Source organism: Collinsella sp. i06-0019-1H4, assembly GCF_042849575.1.
Classification (GTDB): domain Bacteria; phylum Actinomycetota; class Coriobacteriia; order Coriobacteriales; family Coriobacteriaceae; genus Collinsella.
In genome coordinates this window covers 1063477-1079901 of the sequence record NZ_BAABYB010000001.1, presented here as the reverse complement: position 1 = coordinate 1079901, position 16425 = coordinate 1063477, and the positions used below count along the sequence as shown (strand labels likewise).

The 16425-nt window shown below is 62.0% G+C and carries 17 protein-coding genes and 2 tRNA genes; all 19 read right to left on the bottom strand.

The genetic code is table 11. The annotated features are described in order from the left end of the window. Window positions 1-3: 3 nt before the first annotated feature. Window positions 4-729, bottom strand: a complete 726-nt coding sequence (gene rnc, locus ACGHEN_RS04625) for a ribonuclease III (protein WP_390397601.1) — start codon at window positions 727-729, stop codon at window positions 4-6. Window positions 730-732: 3 nt separating this feature from the next. Next, complete coding sequence (locus tag ACGHEN_RS04620; RefSeq protein ID WP_035138134.1) at window positions 733-975, bottom strand: acyl carrier protein; 243 nt, start codon at window positions 973-975, stop codon at window positions 733-735. A gap of 114 nt (window positions 976-1089) precedes the next feature. Next, window positions 1090-2109, bottom strand: a complete 1020-nt coding sequence (gene plsX / locus ACGHEN_RS04615; protein WP_195404672.1) for a phosphate acyltransferase PlsX — start codon at window positions 2107-2109, stop codon at window positions 1090-1092. An 88-nt stretch (window positions 2110-2197) separates the two neighbouring features. After that, window positions 2198-2377: a 50S ribosomal protein L32 gene (gene rpmF, locus ACGHEN_RS04610; protein WP_022094017.1), complete on the bottom strand. Its 180-nt coding sequence runs from the start codon at window positions 2375-2377 to the stop codon at window positions 2198-2200. A 64-nt stretch (window positions 2378-2441) separates the two neighbouring features. Next, window positions 2442-2996 (bottom strand): DUF177 domain-containing protein, encoded by a 555-nt coding sequence (locus ACGHEN_RS04605; RefSeq protein WP_195404673.1) that lies wholly within the window; start codon window positions 2994-2996, stop codon window positions 2442-2444. Beyond that, a complete protein-coding gene (locus ACGHEN_RS04600) occupies window positions 2996-3493 on the bottom strand; it encodes an ATPase (RefSeq protein ID WP_390397598.1) in 498 nt (165 codons plus the stop codon). The genes ACGHEN_RS04605 and ACGHEN_RS04600 overlap by 1 nt, the downstream gene beginning before the upstream one ends. A 68-nt stretch (window positions 3494-3561) precedes the next feature. Then, complete coding sequence (gene coaD, locus ACGHEN_RS04595) at window positions 3562-4059, bottom strand: pantetheine-phosphate adenylyltransferase (RefSeq protein WP_349089577.1); 498 nt, start codon at window positions 4057-4059, stop codon at window positions 3562-3564. Beyond that, complete coding sequence (gene rsmD / locus ACGHEN_RS04590; RefSeq protein WP_349089578.1) at window positions 4052-4696, bottom strand: 16S rRNA (guanine(966)-N(2))-methyltransferase RsmD; 645 nt, start codon at window positions 4694-4696, stop codon at window positions 4052-4054. Before rsmD ends, coaD begins: the two co-directional genes overlap by 8 nt. Beyond that, entirely contained in the window at window positions 4693-6870 is a 2178-nt protein-coding gene (gene recG, locus ACGHEN_RS04585; protein WP_390397596.1) for an ATP-dependent DNA helicase RecG, read from the bottom strand. Before recG ends, rsmD begins: the two co-directional genes overlap by 4 nt. A 10-nt stretch (window positions 6871-6880) precedes the next feature. Continuing rightward, a complete protein-coding gene (locus tag ACGHEN_RS04580; RefSeq protein ID WP_390397594.1) occupies window positions 6881-8542 on the bottom strand; it encodes a DAK2 domain-containing protein in 1662 nt (553 codons plus the stop codon). 27 nt (window positions 8543-8569) lie between these two features. Next, window positions 8570-8926, bottom strand: coding sequence for an Asp23/Gls24 family envelope stress response protein (locus ACGHEN_RS04575; RefSeq protein WP_022093773.1), 357 nt, complete (start codon window positions 8924-8926; stop codon window positions 8570-8572). 194 nt (window positions 8927-9120) lie between these two features. Then, window positions 9121-9195: transfer RNA gene (locus ACGHEN_RS04570), tRNA-Asn, on the bottom strand. A 32-nt stretch (window positions 9196-9227) separates the two neighbouring features. Beyond that, window positions 9228-9302: transfer RNA gene (locus ACGHEN_RS04565), tRNA-Asn, on the bottom strand. Between the two features lie 160 nt (window positions 9303-9462). Continuing rightward, complete coding sequence (rpoD, locus tag ACGHEN_RS04560; protein ID WP_118080532.1) at window positions 9463-10809, bottom strand: RNA polymerase sigma factor RpoD; 1347 nt, start codon at window positions 10807-10809, stop codon at window positions 9463-9465. A gap of 110 nt (window positions 10810-10919) precedes the next feature. Further along, entirely contained in the window at window positions 10920-13034 is a 2115-nt protein-coding gene (gene dnaG / locus ACGHEN_RS04555) for a DNA primase (RefSeq protein WP_390397592.1), read from the bottom strand. Next, the gene (gene ribF / locus ACGHEN_RS04550) at window positions 13027-14034 is read right to left on the bottom strand and encodes a riboflavin biosynthesis protein RibF (RefSeq protein ID WP_390397590.1); all 1008 of its coding nucleotides are present in this window, start codon (window positions 14032-14034) and stop codon (window positions 13027-13029) included. The genes dnaG and ribF overlap by 8 nt, the downstream gene beginning before the upstream one ends. Next, the gene (truB, locus tag ACGHEN_RS04545) at window positions 14031-14963 is read right to left on the bottom strand and encodes a tRNA pseudouridine(55) synthase TruB (RefSeq protein WP_390397587.1); all 933 of its coding nucleotides are present in this window, start codon (window positions 14961-14963) and stop codon (window positions 14031-14033) included. The genes ribF and truB overlap by 4 nt, the downstream gene beginning before the upstream one ends. A 15-nt stretch (window positions 14964-14978) precedes the next feature. After that, the gene (locus ACGHEN_RS04540; RefSeq protein WP_390397584.1) at window positions 14979-16022 is read right to left on the bottom strand and encodes a bifunctional oligoribonuclease/PAP phosphatase NrnA; all 1044 of its coding nucleotides are present in this window, start codon (window positions 16020-16022) and stop codon (window positions 14979-14981) included. Continuing rightward, window positions 16015-16425: a 30S ribosome-binding factor RbfA gene (gene rbfA / locus ACGHEN_RS04535; protein WP_006234038.1), complete on the bottom strand. Its 411-nt coding sequence runs from the start codon at window positions 16423-16425 to the stop codon at window positions 16015-16017. The genes ACGHEN_RS04540 and rbfA overlap by 8 nt, the downstream gene beginning before the upstream one ends.

The following is a 16425-nucleotide window of genomic DNA, read 5'->3' as shown; positions in this document are numbered from 1 at the left end:
CGCTTACACGTGCTTCTTGTTCAGAATCACGCCGTTGGTGGTGTAACCCATGCGGTCGAGCGCTTCGAGCGCGGCGGCTCCCTCGGCTTCCTTCTTTGAGGAGCCGGAGCCGCGACCCTGGCGAATACCGTCGATGAGCACCACAGCGGTAAAGGTGGGCGCATGCGCGGGGCCCTCGGAGCCGACCAGCTTATACGCGGGAGGCTCGTGGCCGTCTGCCTGCACGCACTCCTGCAAGAACGACTTGGGGTTCGCGGGGTGCTCGGCACGCTCGGTGGCCAGGTGCGGCTTGAGCGTACGATGGATAAACTCCGCCGCAGCATCCCAGCCGGCATCCAGATACAGCGCGCCCACGAGCGACTCGTAGACGTTCTCGAGCGCCGAATGCAGGCCGCGGGCGCCGGTACCGGTCTCGGAGGCGCCAAAGATGATGATGTCGTCGATACCCAGCTCGTGCGACACCTCGGACAGCGTGGCGCCCGAGACAAGGGACACCTTCAGGCGCGTGAGCTTACCCTCGTCAAACTCGGGATAGGACTCAAAGAGCGAACGGGCCACCACGGCGCCCAAAATGGAATCGCCCAAAAACTCAAGGCGCTCATAGCTGGCAGAGACCGGCTGACCCTCGACGGCCGAGGGATGCGTGAGCGCCGCGCGCAGCAGCACCCTATTATTGAACTCATGGCCCAGAATCTCCTGGGCGCGCGTGAGTCGTTCAGACAAAGCCAAGACTTAGGCCTCCTTGGCGTTTTCAATAGCGTCGACAGCGTCGGCGACAGAGTTGAGCGACAGCAGGGTCTCGTCATCGATCTCGAGGTCGAACTCGTCCTCGATGGCCGTCACCAGCTGCAGACGCTCGAGCGAATCGGCATCGAGATCGTCAAAAGTGGTCTCGTCGCTAATGTCGGCGACATCGACACCCAGCACGTCAGCGGCGACTTCGGCGATCTTATCGAAGATTTCGGAGCGATCCATAGCGCTTCCTCTCGTATGTCATGGAACACAACACAACACGGCAATCGGAGCCGCGTTGCAATACGGCTCCGATTCTACCCCACGCGGTACAGGTTGAGCCACGTAACGCGGCCTTTATAAAACGATACCGTCCATAGAATTGGCAACGTCCTGGACAAGCCCGGCGCGCACGGCCTGGGCCGCGGCAAGCGTACCGTTCTTGACGGCCTCGACCGACGTGGCACCGTGGCCGATCAACACGACGCCGCGCAGGCCCAGCAGAATCGCGCCGCCCTTGGCGTCGCCCGAAAGCTTGGCCTTAATCTGGCGCATCTGCTTTTTGATGAGCAGCGCGGCGATCTTGGTGCCGAGCGAAGACATAAAGGCACCCTTGAGCTCCTGCAGCAAAAACTTGGCAGCGCCCTCGGTGGCCTTGAGCGCAATATTGCCCGACATACCGTCGGCGACCACGACGTCAAAATTGCCCGACGTAAGATCGGTGCCCTCGCAGTTGCCCACAAAGCCGGGAACCGCGGCCTTCATGGCCGGGAAGCACGCCTTGGTAAAGTTGGAGCCCTTCTCGTCCTCGGTGCCGTTGGCAAGCAGGCCCACACGCGGATGCTCAATGTCCAAAACCACGCGGGCATAGGCAGCACCCATCTGGGCGAAACGCACCATGTCGTCCACCGTGACATCGGGATTGGCGCCCATATCGCACAGCACCGTCAGGCCGCCGGCGCGATTAGGCAGTGCGTTAGTCAGGCACGGACGGACCGGCTGCTTCTTGCCCTCCGCCAAATACCTAAACGGCGTGACGTAGGCCGTGGCGGCAGCGGTCATGGCACCGGTCGAGCCGGCCGAGAAAAACGCGTCCGCATTGCCCTTCTTAATGGCACGGCATGCAAGCACGATCGAGGACTTGCGCTTAGTCATCACGGCGCGGATGGGATCGTCCTCCATGCTGATGACGTCGGGGGCCTCCAAGGCCTCCACGCGGGCATGCGCCGCTGCAAAGGGGTTGACGATTTCAGCGGGACCGACGGCCAAGACCTCAATCTCGGGATCTGCCGCAAGCGCAGCCTCGATACCGTCGAGGACAACCTGGGGCCTCTCGTCTCCGCCCACAACGTCTACACAAACGCGAACGTTACTCATTTCATATGCTCCTTATACAAAAATGGCCGACTCATTGAGCCGGCCATTGTGGTTCCAGTTGGAACGGCATCGTATCCAGAGTATACAGTTACTCGGTAACGATAACCTCTCGGTCCTTGTAGAAACCGCAGCTGGGGCACACGTGGTGCGGGAGCTTAACAGCGCCGCAACGGGGGCACGTGGACTGAGCCGCAGCCGAGATCTTCATGTTGGCGGAACGACGGGTATGGGTGCGGATACGACCCTGCTTTTGTTTAGGTACGGGCATAGTGACCTTCCTTATGAACTATCCAGTGTGGCGATTACGCGCAAGTATCAATACTACCACAGTTTTACTCGTCAAGCTTGAGATTCTTCAATGCTGCAAATGGATTTTCCGTGGCAGCGGCCCATTCGGCCTCCGCCTTGGCGGCGCACTCACATTGCTCGACGTTGAGATTGTTGCCGCAGGTGGGGCAAAGGCCGCGGCAATCGGGCTTGCACAGGACAACGAACGGCGTGTCCATGACGACCGCGTCGTTGATGGGCTCACCCAGATCGACGATGCGATCCTCGCCCAGCAACTCGTAGCCGTCTTCGTAGGCCTCGGGGTCCTCGGGCTCCTCAAAGAGGTAGAACTCCTCGATCTCGCCTGCGATATCAAACGAGGCGGGCTCCAGGCAGCGATCGCACTCGCCGGTGGCGTGAGCGCGGACCATGCCCGAAAGCAGAACACCGGTACCGGCGTTGGTAAAGACCACGTCGTAGGCAATGCCGTCCTGCAGCTGGTACTCCTTCTCGCCCACCGTGTAGGTGGCGACATCGACCTTGCCGGTCAGCGGGTATGAGTCTCCGGGAAACTCGAGCTGCTCGGAAAGATCGACGGTTACGCTCGGGAACTCGGCCATTACCACTGACCGTTCTGCTGGGCGGCGCCCTCGTTGAGCTGCTGACGGCAACGGGTGACGGTGCCGGTCAGACTCTTAAGGTTCTCCTCGAGGTGCGTAAAGACCTGCTCGGCGTAATCCTCGGCGGCATAGCGCGTCTCGCGCTCGTACTGCTGGACACGGTCGCGGATGTCGTCGGCCTGCTGCTGCGCTAGGCGGACAATTTCCTGCTCACCGGCAATGGTGAGGGCCTGCTGCTGAGCATCGGCAATGATGGAATCGGCCTGAGCGGCGGCGGAGGCCATAAGCTCCTCGCGCTCTTTGAGGATACGGCGGGACTTCTGCCACTCCTCGGGATAGCTCATGCGGATCTCATCGAGGATGTTAAAGAAGACGTCGGCGTCGATAACCTTCATCTGGGCGTTCTTGCCGAACGGCGTCTTAGCCTCTTCGATGAGCCCCTCGAGCTCGTCGACAAGACTCACGATCCTGTCGCCAGGAAAATTCTCGCCCGGCATCCGGTCTCCTTTCATAGGTAACATATCATCGTGTTAGTTTACCACATGCCACCAGGCAATAAAAAACGTCACGAAAAGCGATGTTTGAGTGCTTCGACCACGTTGGGCGGCACAAACGTCGACACGTCGCTGCCAAGCGACGCAATCTGGCGCACCACCGAGCTCGAGATGTACCCGTACTGTGGAGCACTCATGACAAAGATGGACTCCAGCTCGCTATCCAGGCGATAGTTGAGGTCGGCCTGCTGCAACTCGTACTCAAAGTCGGTCATGGCGCGCAGACCCTTAACGACGGCACCAGCCCTCTGTTCACGTGCAAAGTCGACCAGCAGGCCGGTGAAAGGCAGTACCTCGACGCCGTCCAAATCACCGAGGGCCTCGCGGGCCAGCGCCACACGCTCGTCGAGCATAAAGGTGGTACCCACGCCGTTTTTACCCTGCGATTCGGCCACGGCGACGATCACGCTGGGAAAGATACGGCGAGCTCGGCGGATCACGTCGATATGGCCAAAGGTGATGGGATCGAAGGTGCCCGGGACGATTACGCGGTTGATGGTGTCATTCATGGGTGTCCTCCGAAGGCACATCCTCGTCATTTTCGTTCTCGTCAGCATGGTCGTTTTCGTCCTCGGCCACCCAGCGCAGCAAGTCAACCGAGGTAATGCCGTAGCGCTTCTCTCGCACGGTCTTGAAACAAGCCGGATGAGCACCTGCATCGGCTGCGGCATGTTCAAAAAGGGCAAAGGCCCCGGGCGCCAGCAGTCCCTGCTGGGAAAGATTTTGCAGCAGCTCCTCGACCGGCTCGGCGCCAAAGGCATAGGGCGGGTCGAGCAAGATCAGGTCAAAGGGACCACCCGGCACACGGCCGCGCGAGGCGCTCGCCAACACATCGCCGGTAACGACACGCCAACGCGAGCGGTCGCGGCACAGCGACTCGATATTCTTGGTGATCAGACGGGCGGCATTGCGATCGATCTCGAACGTGGTGAGCGAGCGGGCGCCACGCGAGAGCATCTCGATTCCCAGGGCGCCGGAGCCGCCAAAGGCGTCCAGCACGCGGACCTCGTCCAGATCGAAGTCGAACGCCGACATGACCATGGACGCGCATGCCTCGCGCACGCGATCGGTCGTGGGACGGGTGACATCGCGCCCACGCGGCTCTTCGATCTTGCGGCCGCGCCATTCACCGCCGATGATTCTCATCCTCCGCTGACCTCCTTAAAGATATGTCGATAACGCATGGCGACCGCGTCGCGCAAGGGGCGCGTCGCCACGGAGTCAAGGTTGCAAGCATACCGCAAGAGCTCGACCGCGTCCAAATGGGCCCATTCGATAAGATCCTCGTCGGCGTCCAGGTCCACAAAGCGCAGGGTCACGCCGCCGTGCTGGCGGTAGCCCAGAATCTCGCCCTCGTGGCGCAGGCGCAGGTCCATCTGGGCGAGCGCAAAGCCGTCAGAGGTCTTTTCGAGCGACTGGAGACGGTCTTGTGCCGCCGACGCGCCACCGTTGCCCTTGGAGTGCGTCATGACCAGGCAAGTGCCCGACACGCTGCCGCGGCCCACGCGGCCGCGCAGCTGGTGCAGGGCCGCCAAGCCAAAGCGCTCACCGTTCTCGATGACCATGACGGTGGCGTTGGGCACGTCGACGCCTACCTCGACCACCGTGGTCGAGACGAGCACGTCGATCTCACCGCGCTTGAAGGCATCGATCACGCGGTCCTTCTCCCCCGCCGGCATGCGGCCATGAAGGCGCTCAATGGTAAGTCCCGGCAGGGCCAGACGCAGTCGTTCGAGCTCGGTTGCCGTATCGTGCAGCGGTACAGGCACGGTCACGCGGCCCTCGTCGTCGCGGGCGATACCGGGTACGTCTTCCAGCTCATCGGCCGAGTCACTCGGCTCCACAAGCGGGCAGATCACGTAAGCCTGCTGACCCTTTTCATACGCCTCGCGGATGGCACCGTAGGCCAAATCGCGGCTCGACTCGGTGAGCACGCGCGTCGTAACGCCCGCCCCCGGAACAGGTCGACGGCGGATGATGCTCGTGTCCAGGTCGCCGTAGACCGAGAGCGCCAACGTGCGCGGGATCGGCGTGGCCGTCATAACGAGAAGGTCGGCACCCGGGCCCTTGGCACGCAGAGCATTGCGCTGGCCCACACCAAAGCGGTGCTGCTCGTCGATGACGACAAGCGACAGATGCTTAAACGCCACGTTGTCCGAAAGGACCGCGTGGGTTCCAAAGAGGACGTCGAGCTCGCCCGATTCCAGCTGCGCATGGATCTGCTCGCGCTCGGCCGCCGGCGTGGCACCCGTCAGGAGTGCCCAAGACATGCCAGCCTGGGAGAGCAAGGGGCCAGTCTTATCGGCATATTGGCGCGCCAGCACGCCCGTAGGCGCCATAACGCAGGACTGAGTGCCCGAATCGGCCGCGACAGCCAGCGCGCAGGCGGCGACGGCCGTCTTGCCGGTACCGACGTCGCCCAGTAGCAGGTGGTTCATCACGCGCCCGCCATCGCACATATCGTGCAGGATGTCTCGGAACGCGGCCTCCTGCTCGTCACTCAGCGAAAACGGCAGGGCTTCCCTGAGCGCCGCCAGGTGCTCACCCGCGGCGTGGGCGTAGGGAGCGACTTCGACCAAGCCGCCGTCGTTGCGCAGGCGCAGCGCCAGCTGAAGGCAGAGACATTCCTCGTAGGCAAGACGCCGCCGCGCGATGTCGCGCTCGGCCATACTCGAGGGAAAGTGAATCGAGCGCAGCGCACGGGCATTGCTCATCAGGCGGCGCTTGACGCGTAAGCGTGCGGGAATCGGGTCGAAGGGATTGCCGACAACCTCAAGCGCGCCGCTTACGATGCGGCGCATCCACGCCTGACTCACGCCATCACTCACGTAATGGACCGGCAGAATGGTGCCCGCGGCACGTCCGTCCTCGAGCTTTTCGAAATGCGGCGAGGCCATCTGCTTAAAGCCGTAGGCAAACTCGACCTTACCCATCACAGCCAGACGGTCTCCCTGCTTAAACTGCTGGGCAATCCAGGGCTGACGGAAAAAGGCGACTTGCAGCACGCCCGTCTCGTCCACCAGCGAGACCTCGGTCACCTGCATACGCGGGCGAGGCTGCTTTTGGACGATACGGTCAACCGTGGCGACGATCGTGCACACGGTACCGATGGGCGCCATCTCGATGGACCAGGAGCGCGTAAAGTCCAGGTATCGATGAGGGATATGGAGAAGGAGGTCCCCCACCGTCTGAATTCCCAAACGGCGAAGGGCCTCCTCACGCTTACCCGAAACATATTTGAGTCGCGCAATATCCTCGTCGAGCGCATTGCTCTGGGCAAAGCGCTCCGAGACGCGCGGCACGGAGCACAGCTCGGACATGGGCAGATGCCTACTCGATCGAGAAGATCACGGGATAGAGCGGCTGCTCGCCACGATGGGCGTCGACCTCCAGATCGGGCTGAGCCTCCTCGATGGCGTCGACGATCTCCTGAAAGGCCTCATCGGACAGCTCCTCGCCGGCCAGAATCGTCAGCGCGTCGCCCTCCTCTTCCTCCTGCATACGGTTGATGCAGTCGAGCGTGACCTGCTTCACATCGGAGCCGACCACGTCGATGGAGCCGGCAATGATACCCATGACGTCACCGGAGTGAATCGGAGAACCGTCAGAGGCGCTGGAATCGCGCACGGCACGGGTGACCTCGCCATCGCGAACCTCGCTGATGGCGTCGACCATGGCGGCAACGGCGTCCTCGAGCTCGGAATCGGGCAGGACGGCGAACAGCGCGGAGAACGCCTGCGGGACGGTCTTGGTGGGAACGACGGCGACCTTCTTGTCGGTGCAGGCAGAGGCTGCGGCCTCGGCAGCCATGCGGATGTTGCCGTTATTGGGCAGGATAATGACCGAGGTCGCGTTGACCTGGTCCACCGCGCCCAGCAGGTCGGCGGTCGAGGGGTTCATGGTCTGGCCACCCGAGACGATCACGTCAACGCCGAGGGACTTGAGGATGTCGGCCTCGCCCGAACCGGCGGCAACGGCGACAAAGCCCAACGCCTTGGCGGGCTCGGCGGCCTTTTCCTGGTCCTCATGAATCTTGGCGGTACGGTCGTGGGCCTCCATCTCCATGTTGTGGATAAAGACCTCGTAGATCTGACCAAGCTGCAGCATGTGCTCGAGCACCAGGTTAGGCGTGTTGGAGTGCACATGGATCTTGTAATCGGGGTAGGCACCCACGAGCAGCTCGCAGTCGCCCATGGAGCCCAGGAACTTAAGGCACTCGTCCTCGTCAAACGGGGCGTCGGCCTTAAAGAGGAACTCGTTGCAGTAGCGGAACTCCGAGCCCTCCCAATCGTCGTTGGCCTCAATCTCAACGCGACCGAGGGCCGCGTCGCGGGCAGAGCCAGCGGAATCAAACGTGGCGGAGAAATCCTCGACAACGGTGCTGCGGCCAAGCGCAGCGGCGACAAAGTTCTCCAGGAAGATGGCAAAGCCAAAGGCGCCGGAGTCGACCACGCCGTTCTCCTTCAGAACGGGCAGCAGGTCGGGCGTGCGGGCGACGGACTGGTAGGCCTCGACGACGATGGCGTCGAGCGCGTCCTCGGCCGAGAACTTCTTCTTTTCGCACTCATCGGCCTTGGTCGAGACATCGCGAAGCACCGTGAGGATCGTGCCCTCGATGGGCTTGCGAACGGCCTGGAAGGCGACCTTGACGGCGCGACGGAAAGCGAAGGCGATGTTGGCGGACGTAATGGGCTCGTCGACAGAGACGAGACCCTCGGCCACGCCACGCAGGATCTGCGAGGTGATGACGCCGGAGTTGCCGCGGGCACCCATCAGGGAGCCGTGGGTAATGGCGCCGGCAATGGCCTCCATATCGGCATCGGCGGGAAGGGCGGAAAGCTCCTTGGTCACCGAGGCGAGCGTGAGCGACATGTTGGTGCCGGTGTCGCCGTCGGGTACGGGGAAGACGTTGAGCTTGTTGATCTCCTCGGCCTTGTCGGAAACGGCAGCCGCAGCGATCGGAAAACAGGTGCGAATGGTCTTTGCAATCATGGGTATTTGAATCTCCGTTTTCGGATGCTAGTTCAGACGGCTCTTGAGCGCGTCGATGTGGATGCCGATCTTAAGGCTGGCGGGATCGATCTGGGCGATTTCCTGCAGGGTGAAGGCAACGGAGCTCGAAAGATTGTGACAGACGGACTTCATGTTGACGCCGTTCTCGAGCACGACGTGAAGATCGACCGTAAGGCCGTTCTCGTCGGCGGAGACAAGCACGCCCTTGCGGAGGCGCTGACCGGCAAGCAGGCGCACGCTCTCGGCGCCCTGGAGCTGTTCGGCCATACCGACGACGCCATAGCACGTCATCGCGGCATAACCGGCAATATCGGCAATAACGTCGTTCGAGACGCTCAGGCTGCCGTTAATGGTCTCAGACACAAGAATCTCCTTATCTGGTGCTCACGGCACCATCTCGTGGGAGCAATCATTGCATTATTCTACAACGAGCGCGCCATGTTGAGGTGGTGGGTCGCGGGATTACATCCTCGACACGAAATGTTGATATGGCAACGTTCGCGCCAGGCGATCGCGGCATGAAAAAACCCGCCGCATAAGCGACGGGTTTTACAACCTGGCTCCCCGGGTAGGACTCGAACCTACAACAGCGCGGTTAACAGCCGCGTGCTCTACCATTGAGCTACCGAGGAATTTAAAGCCCAACAGAAAGGGCTGGAAATTCTGGCTCCCCGGGTAGGACTCGAACCTACAACAGCGCGGTTAACAGCCGCGTGCTCTACCATTGAGCTACCGAGGAATAGGTGCGTGCTCTCAAGCAACGAAGTTTATTATACGGACGAATCAGCTTAGGGCAAGAACTTTTTTGAGAATTTTTCCGACCTAGTCATTGGGGACGTCCCCAACAACTACATGAAAGCGCCCTCAAGCGGATGTACTTGAGGGCGCTTCTTGCTTGACTAGCTTTCGATATAGTCTTTGAGCTTGCTAGAGCGGCTGGGGTGACGGAGCTTGGCCAGGGTCTTGGACTCGATCTGGCGGATACGCTCGCGCGTGACGCCAAACTCGCGGCCGACTTCCTCGAGTGTACGGGGATGTCCGTCGACAAGGCCAAAGCGCAGCTCGATAACCTTGCGCTCACGATCGGCAAGCGAATCGAGCACCTGGGTGAGCTGCTCCTGCAGCATGGAGAAGCTGGCGGCATCGGGCGGAACGATAGCCTGGGAGTCCTCGATGAAGTCGCCCAGCTGGGAATCCTCTTCCTCACCGATGGGGGTCTCGAGCGACACGGGCTCCTGCGAAATCTTCTGGATCTCGCGGACGCGGTCGGCACTCATGTCCATCTCGGCACCGATCTCCTCGGGGGTCGGGTCGCGACCCAGGTCCTGGAGAAGCTGGCGCTGCACGCGGACGAGCTTGTTGATGGTCTCGACCATGTGCACGGGAATACGGATGGTACGGGCCTGGTCGGCGATAGCACGCGTGATGGCCTGACGGATCCACCACGTGGCGTACGTGGAGAACTTAAAGCCCTTCTGGTAGTCGAACTTCTCGACGGCGCGGATCAGACCGAGGTTGCCCTCCTGGATCAGGTCCAGGAACAGCATGCCGCGACCGACATAGCGCTTGGCGATGGAGACGACCAGGCGCAGGTTGGCGCTGATGAGCGCCTGCTTGGCCTCGAGACCCACGTTCTCGATTCGGGTCAGGCGACGCATCTCGGCGCGGGTGAGCTCGATCTCGCCCGCCTCGGCGGCCTCGAGCTTCTCGGTGGCATCGAGACCGGCCTCGATCTTCATGGCCAGGTCAACCTCTTCGGAGGCGGTCAGCAGGTCGACCTTACCGATCTCCTTAAGGTACATACGAACCGGGTCGCCGGTCAGCATCACCGTGGAGGCATCGATGCCACGAACGCGCGAACGCGAACGGGACGTGCGCACGGTGCGCTTCTTCTTGCTCTTGGAAGAACCCATCTCGGCGTCGGCCTGGCGGGCCATCTTAAGCTCGTGATCGTCGAGCGAGCCGGAATCGTGCTCGTCGTCATCGAAATCGTCGGTATCGCTATCGTTATCGTCATCGTCGACGTCCATGGGGGCGTCGTCGTTACCGCTCGCGGAGATAATCTGGATGCCGCTGTTGCGCAGCGCGGAATACACCGCGTTGAGCTGCTCGTCAGACACATCGATATCCTTCAGGGCGACCTGAATCTCGTCCTCGGTTACCGAAGTCCTGTTTGAGCCGTTGCCCATGAGCTTTGCAACGTAGGATTCCAGCCCAGTACCCGTGCTCTCACTCTTTTTTGGCACAGATTCTCCCTTCATAGTCCACAGGACTCATTACTTTAGCACACACATTGACGTCTATACCCAAAATTCAGACTGGATATAGGCGCGAATACGCTGGTTGACCACAACATCTAGACCTGGTCGGCGCCCGCCGTCTCCAAACCGATCAAACGGAACGGATCGGCCACGCCACCGATCGACTTTTGGAGCTCGCGCTGGCGCTGAGAATCTTGCATCGCTTGCATCGTCAGCACACGGCGCGCCTCATCGTCGAGCGACCGGTCCTGACGTAGCTTGGCCTGTGCGGCGCGCATGCGGCGCTTGATGGTGTAGAGCTCAAGGGTATCAAGCATAAACACGATGTTCGTCTCGGTGGGGTGCTTGCTCGTCGACGAAATGCGCCCGGCGCTGACAAGCGACGCTGCCTCGGGACACACCGCGCGCGCCGCATCCATGCACGCCGTGGGGTCGGTGCCCGGCGGCGTCGCAAGCACGGCCCACGCGATGGACTCGTGACGCGGATCCACCCACTCGATCGAGCAGATGCGGTCGGCATACGTGCGGAACAGGTCGGGGTAGCTCGTGAGCATCGTCAACAGCTCGCGCTCCCCCGCCAAAGACTTTCGCTCTAGGTCGGTCAGCACGATCGGCATCGTCGGTGCCGTGGGCGCGCCCGTTGCATCGGCTACCGGCGCCGCGCCATCCAACCCAACCGGCACATCGATCGGCGGCATATCGCCGACGACCTCGACCGGCGCAGCCCCGTAGGCCTCGAGCGGCACATAGTCGTACGGCTCTTCCTCGACCGGTGCGGACACCGGCGACGTCACCCCCGACGCCCAAGCACCGCGAGACCTCCCCTGCGAACCAGACGCCCGACCGCCGGCGCTGCCTGCACGCTCGGCCTGCGCCCGCTGGCGCTCGTAGTTCTGCTCGCGACGACGCTCGGCGTCCTCACGCTTGGCAACATCGCGAAACACACGGCCCGAGCTCGAACGCACCGTCTCCAGATCCAAACCCAAAAGGTCCGCAATCTGGATAAAGTACGTATCGATCATATAGCTATCGCGCAGCGGATAGATGAGCGTCAGCGCATCCTCAAGCGCCTTGGCACGACCGCCCGGCGTGGTGATGTCGCTCGACTCCTGCAGCGACCGGTATACAAAGTCCATGAGGGGCTCGGCGGCGTCGATACGCGCCTGCAGTGCCTCGCCACCATGCGCGGTGATGAACTCCATGGGGTCGTTGCCGTCGGGAAGCACCACGCAGCGCAGGTCCATCGAATCCTGCTCGATAAATTGAATCGCGCGGCGAGCGGCCTTTTGACCGGCGGCGTCGCCATCGAACATATACACGATGCGCTTGGCAAAGCGGGTGAGCGTCTTTACATGATGTTCCGTCAGCGCCGTGCCCAGCGTGGCGACGACGTTTTTAATCCCCGCCTCCCAGCAGGCGATACAGTCGGTATATCCCTCCACCACAATAGCGGTATCCTGCGCGACGATAAACTCCTTGGCCCAGTTAAAGCCGTAGAGGTTTCGCTTTTTATGGAACACGCTCGTCTCGGCGGTGTTGAGGTACTTCGGCTGGCCATCGCCCATAATGCGCCCGCCAAAGGCGATGTTATGACCCTGCTCGTCAAAGATGGGAAACATCACGCGGTCGTAAAAACGGTCGGCAAGCTGCCCGCGCCCACGGCTCACGGCCACGTTGGCGTCGATCATCTCCTGCGGGGTAAAGCCCGCCTGCGACAAATGAGACACCAGCGCGTTGCGACCCGGCGCAAAGCCCAGGCAGTAGCGGCGGCAGACGTCGCCGCCCATACCGCGGCTGGCGAAATACTCGCGCGGACGGCTGTCCTTACCGCGCATGAGCATGGTGTGGTAGAACTGGGCGGTTTCGGCACACAGGTCATAGATGCGGGCGCGCTTGGTGCCGCGCTCGCGATAAGCGCCGGTATCGTGCAGCTCAATGCCGGCACGGTCGGCCAGGTAGCGAATCGACTCGGGAAAGCTCAGGTTCTCGCGCTTCATGATATAGGTGAAGACGTCGCCGCCCTCACCACAGCCAAAGCAATGCCACACCTGCGTGGCGGGGATAATGTGAAACGACGGGGTCTTTTCGCCATGGAAGGGGCAGCAACCCCAAAACTCATGGCCGCGGGGCTTGAGCTCAACCGTTTCCTGCACGATGGCAACCAGATCGGACGCAGCGCGCACCTGGTCTTTTTCCTCATCGCTAATCACGGATGCTCACCCCCTGCTCACCCAAATGATGACGGATATCGTCAATATTACCCTCGACGGTCGCGATAAGCTCGTCCAGCGAATCGAACACGCGCGACGGGCGCAGCCAACGCGTGAACGCCAGCGACACCGAGGCGCCGTACAGGTCGCCCGCATACCCGATCAAATTGGCCTCGAGATGCGCCGAGGCGGCATCGTCGGCATACGTCGGCGGCAGGCCCACGTTGACAGCGGCAGGCCATACGGTATCGTCGACCAGCACCAGGCCCTCGTAGACGCCATCGGCAGGCACCTGAATGCCCTCGGGCACCTGAATATTTGCCGTAGGAAAACCCATGTCGGAACCCTGGTGACGACCGCCGGCAACAATACCTCGCAGCATGTACGGGCGGCCGAGCAGCTCAGCGGCAAGCTCGACATGACCCTGGCGCAGCTCCTGGCGAATACGGGTGGCGCAGATCGTCTGCCCCTCGACGCACAGCAACTCGTGGCCATAGACGTCAACGCCGTGCTCGGCACCCCATGTCTGCATCTCGGCAACGCCCGAGGCGCCGCCGCGACCCAGCCTAAAGTCGCTGCCCACGCGAATCGAGCAGATATCGACCACGCGCGACAGTAGCTCAAGAAAACCCACGTGGTCGAGAGCCGCCACCGCAGGCGTAAAGGGAACGGCCACGACCGCATCGGCCCCGGTGAGAGCCAGGGCATGAAGACGGTCGGACGTCGTCATCAATTTTTGAGCGGGCGAAGAGCTCACCACCACGTCCGGGTCGGGATCGAAGGTGACCACAACAGCCTTGCAGCCGTGGTTACGCGCATCGCGAACGACCGCGTCGATCAGTTCGCGATGCCCCCGATGCACGCCATCGAACACGCCGATGGCGATCGACGCGGTGCCCAGGCACGCGCAATCCTCAAATGCATCGGCGGCGACGATGCGGGCCTCATCCGACTCGCCCGCGAAAAAGATACGCGCGAGCTCGTGGGAGGTCAGCATCATCGAACACCGCCGATCGCCTGCGGAAAGACGTGCTCCATAACAAAGCGACCGCCCTCGATACGGGCGAGCGCCTTGAGCCCGCCATCGAGCACCAGCGCAAACGGCGCCTTCGACGCATCGAAGCCCCCAAGCGCGCGCTCAATAGGAATACGACGTCCGCACAGCAGATCATCGGCAAGAGCGCCTGGCAAGTCGACGCGCGTGGCGCCCAGCGCCGCAATGGGATCCAGGGCAAAGCCAGCAGCGGACTCGGCAGAAAGCTCCTCGACCGCATGGCAGGCACCGATGGAAACGACGCCGGAGGCCGTACGGCGCAGTGCGGAAATATGCGCCGCGTTGTCGCAGGCACGACCCAGGTCGCGAGCGAGCGCACGGATATAGGTGCCCTTACTCACCGAAAATGCCACGGTCCAGACGCAAGCGTCCCCCTCGCCGCCCACGGCAATCAGGTCGGCGGAGTACACCTCGACTGGACGCGGGGGCAACTCAACGGCATTGCCCTCGCGCGCAGCCTTATAGGCGCGCACGCCGTTGACCGAAATGGCCGAAAACGCCGGCGGCACCTGCATCTGCGGGCCCAACATGGTGCACAGGCGCTCGCGGGCATAGGACGGATCGCGCAGCTCGGCTGCTATGGGCACCGTGCGGACGGCCTCGCCTTCCGCATCATCGGTATTGGTCTCGACGCCAAACGAAATGTCGGCGACGTAGCTTTTGGTATCGAGCGTGAGCATGCCCAGCAGACGCGTTGCCTGACCCACGCCCACCACCATGACACCCGATGCCATGGGGTCGAGCGTTCCGGCATGACCGACGCGCCGCTCATGGAGGGCGCGCCGGCATTGCGAAACCACGTCGTGGGACGTGCAGCCCACCGGCTTATCGACGGCGAGCAGCATATTAAGTTGAGAGGGTGTACGACGAGCCATGTACCATCCAAAAAGTTAGAGCTCGACGGTCACCGAAGCGGGATCCTCCCCTACCAGCTCGGCCAGCATGGGAAGTGCCGCGGTGAGCGTCTCGGAAATCGTTCCGGCGTTGGTAAAGCCGGCGGCAGCGTGGTGCCCACCTCCGCCAAAGTTGGCCGCAATCTCGGAAACATCAAGTTCGCCCTTGGAGCGCAGGTTGCCGCGCACCTTGGTATCGCCCTCGATGCCCTTAAGGAACAGGCAGACCTCGACGCCCATCACCGAGCGCACCACATCGACCAGACCGTCGCACTCATCAGAGGTGACGCCGCATTCCTTAAGGTCACTTTCGTACGCATAGCTATACGCCACGCGCCCGTGCGCGACCGTCTTGATGCGACCCATGACGATGGACTTAAGGTGCAAGAACTCGACACGCATGCTCTGGTAAACCTCGAGCGCGACGCGCGCCGGATCGGCACCGTGCGCCACCAGGCGCGAGGCGGCATGAAACGCGGCAGCGTCGGCATTCTGATACTGAAAACGACCGGTATCGGTCACCAGGCCGCACAGCAGGCAGGTGGCGATGCTGTCGCTTGCGGTAATACCGCAATCGGCCAAAAAGCGGTCGATGATCATGGCGCAAGCAGCGGCATTGACACACCTAAGGCTGACCTCGGCAAACTCCTCGCGTGCCGGGTGATGGTCAAAGCACGCCACGTGAGCCGAACGACGCAACACCTCGGCGGAATTATTGAGGCGCTCGACGACCGGCACGTCTACCGAAATGAACAGGTCCGGGTTGCCGGTGTAGGCAGATGCCGGCACCAGCAGATCGGCGCCCTCCATAAAACGGTAGATGCGCGGAACGGGATCGTCGTCTGCCAGCAGCAGGGCGATGTCCTTGTCGGGGAACACCTTCATAAGCGAAAGGCCCAGGCCCAACACGGAGCCCAGGGCATCGCCGTCGGGAGAGGTGTGACCCGAGATCGCAATGGAGGACGCACCCTCGATGAGCTCGAGGATGCGTCGTTTAATATCTGCAGACTCGCACGAGGCGAGATCGGCGGAATTAGTCATCTAAAGCTGCCTCCTGGGCGGCATCCGCTATGGGGTAGCCGTCCTCGTCCTTTTCGATCGCAAGCGTGGCCGGAACGTTTTCCAGCGCACGCGTGATGCGCTCGGCCTCATCGGTCGAGCGATCGATGCGAAAATCGAGCTCGGGCGTGACGCGCCAATCGAGCGAGCGAGCCAACAGGCTGCGAATACGGCCCTTGGCGCTGGCAAGCGCCTCCATGACCTCATCGTAGCGGCTCGCATCGCACGACACGTACACGCGTGCGAACGAACGGTCCACCGCGACCTCGACCGCAGTCAGGGTGACCAGGTCGAGACGCGGATCGGAAACCTCAAAGAGCAGGATATAACCAAGCTTCTCGCGAAGCTGCTCGCCCAAACGGCGGGTTGCCTGCGTTTGCTTCAT

Excerpts from the sequence above, each read along its gene's own strand:
- ACGHEN_RS04620 (WP_035138134.1), bottom strand. The coding sequence starts at position 975 with ATGGATCGCTCCGAAATCTTCGATAAGATCGCCGAAGTCGCCGCTGAC.
- plsX (WP_195404672.1), bottom strand. The coding sequence starts at position 2,109 with ATGAGTAACGTTCGCGTTTGTGTAGACGTTGTGGGCGGAGACGAGAGG.
- rpmF (WP_022094017.1), bottom strand. The coding sequence starts at position 2,377 with ATGCCCGTACCTAAACAAAAGCAGGGTCGTATCCGCACCCATACCCGT.
- ACGHEN_RS04605 (WP_195404673.1), bottom strand. The coding sequence starts at position 2,996 with ATGGCCGAGTTCCCGAGCGTAACCGTCGATCTTTCCGAGCAGCTCGAG.
- ACGHEN_RS04600 (WP_390397598.1), bottom strand. The coding sequence starts at position 3,493 with ATGCCGGGCGAGAATTTTCCTGGCGACAGGATCGTGAGTCTTGTCGAC.
- coaD (WP_349089577.1), bottom strand. The coding sequence starts at position 4,059 with ATGAATGACACCATCAACCGCGTAATCGTCCCGGGCACCTTCGATCCC.
- rsmD (WP_349089578.1), bottom strand. The coding sequence starts at position 4,696 with ATGAGAATCATCGGCGGTGAATGGCGCGGCCGCAAGATCGAAGAGCCG.
- recG (WP_390397596.1), bottom strand. The coding sequence starts at position 6,870 with ATGTCCGAGCTGTGCTCCGTGCCGCGCGTCTCGGAGCGCTTTGCCCAG.
- ACGHEN_RS04580 (WP_390397594.1), bottom strand. The coding sequence starts at position 8,542 with ATGATTGCAAAGACCATTCGCACCTGTTTTCCGATCGCTGCGGCTGCC.
- ribF (WP_390397590.1), bottom strand. The coding sequence starts at position 14,034 with ATGATGCTGACCTCCCACGAGCTCGCGCGTATCTTTTTCGCGGGCGAG.
- truB (WP_390397587.1), bottom strand. The coding sequence starts at position 14,963 with ATGGCTCGTCGTACACCCTCTCAACTTAATATGCTGCTCGCCGTCGAT.
- ACGHEN_RS04540 (WP_390397584.1), bottom strand. The coding sequence starts at position 16,022 with ATGACTAATTCCGCCGATCTCGCCTCGTGCGAGTCTGCAGATATTAAA.
- rbfA (WP_006234038.1), bottom strand. The coding sequence starts at position 16,425 with ATGAAGCAAACGCAGGCAACCCGCCGTTTGGGCGAGCAGCTTCGCGAG.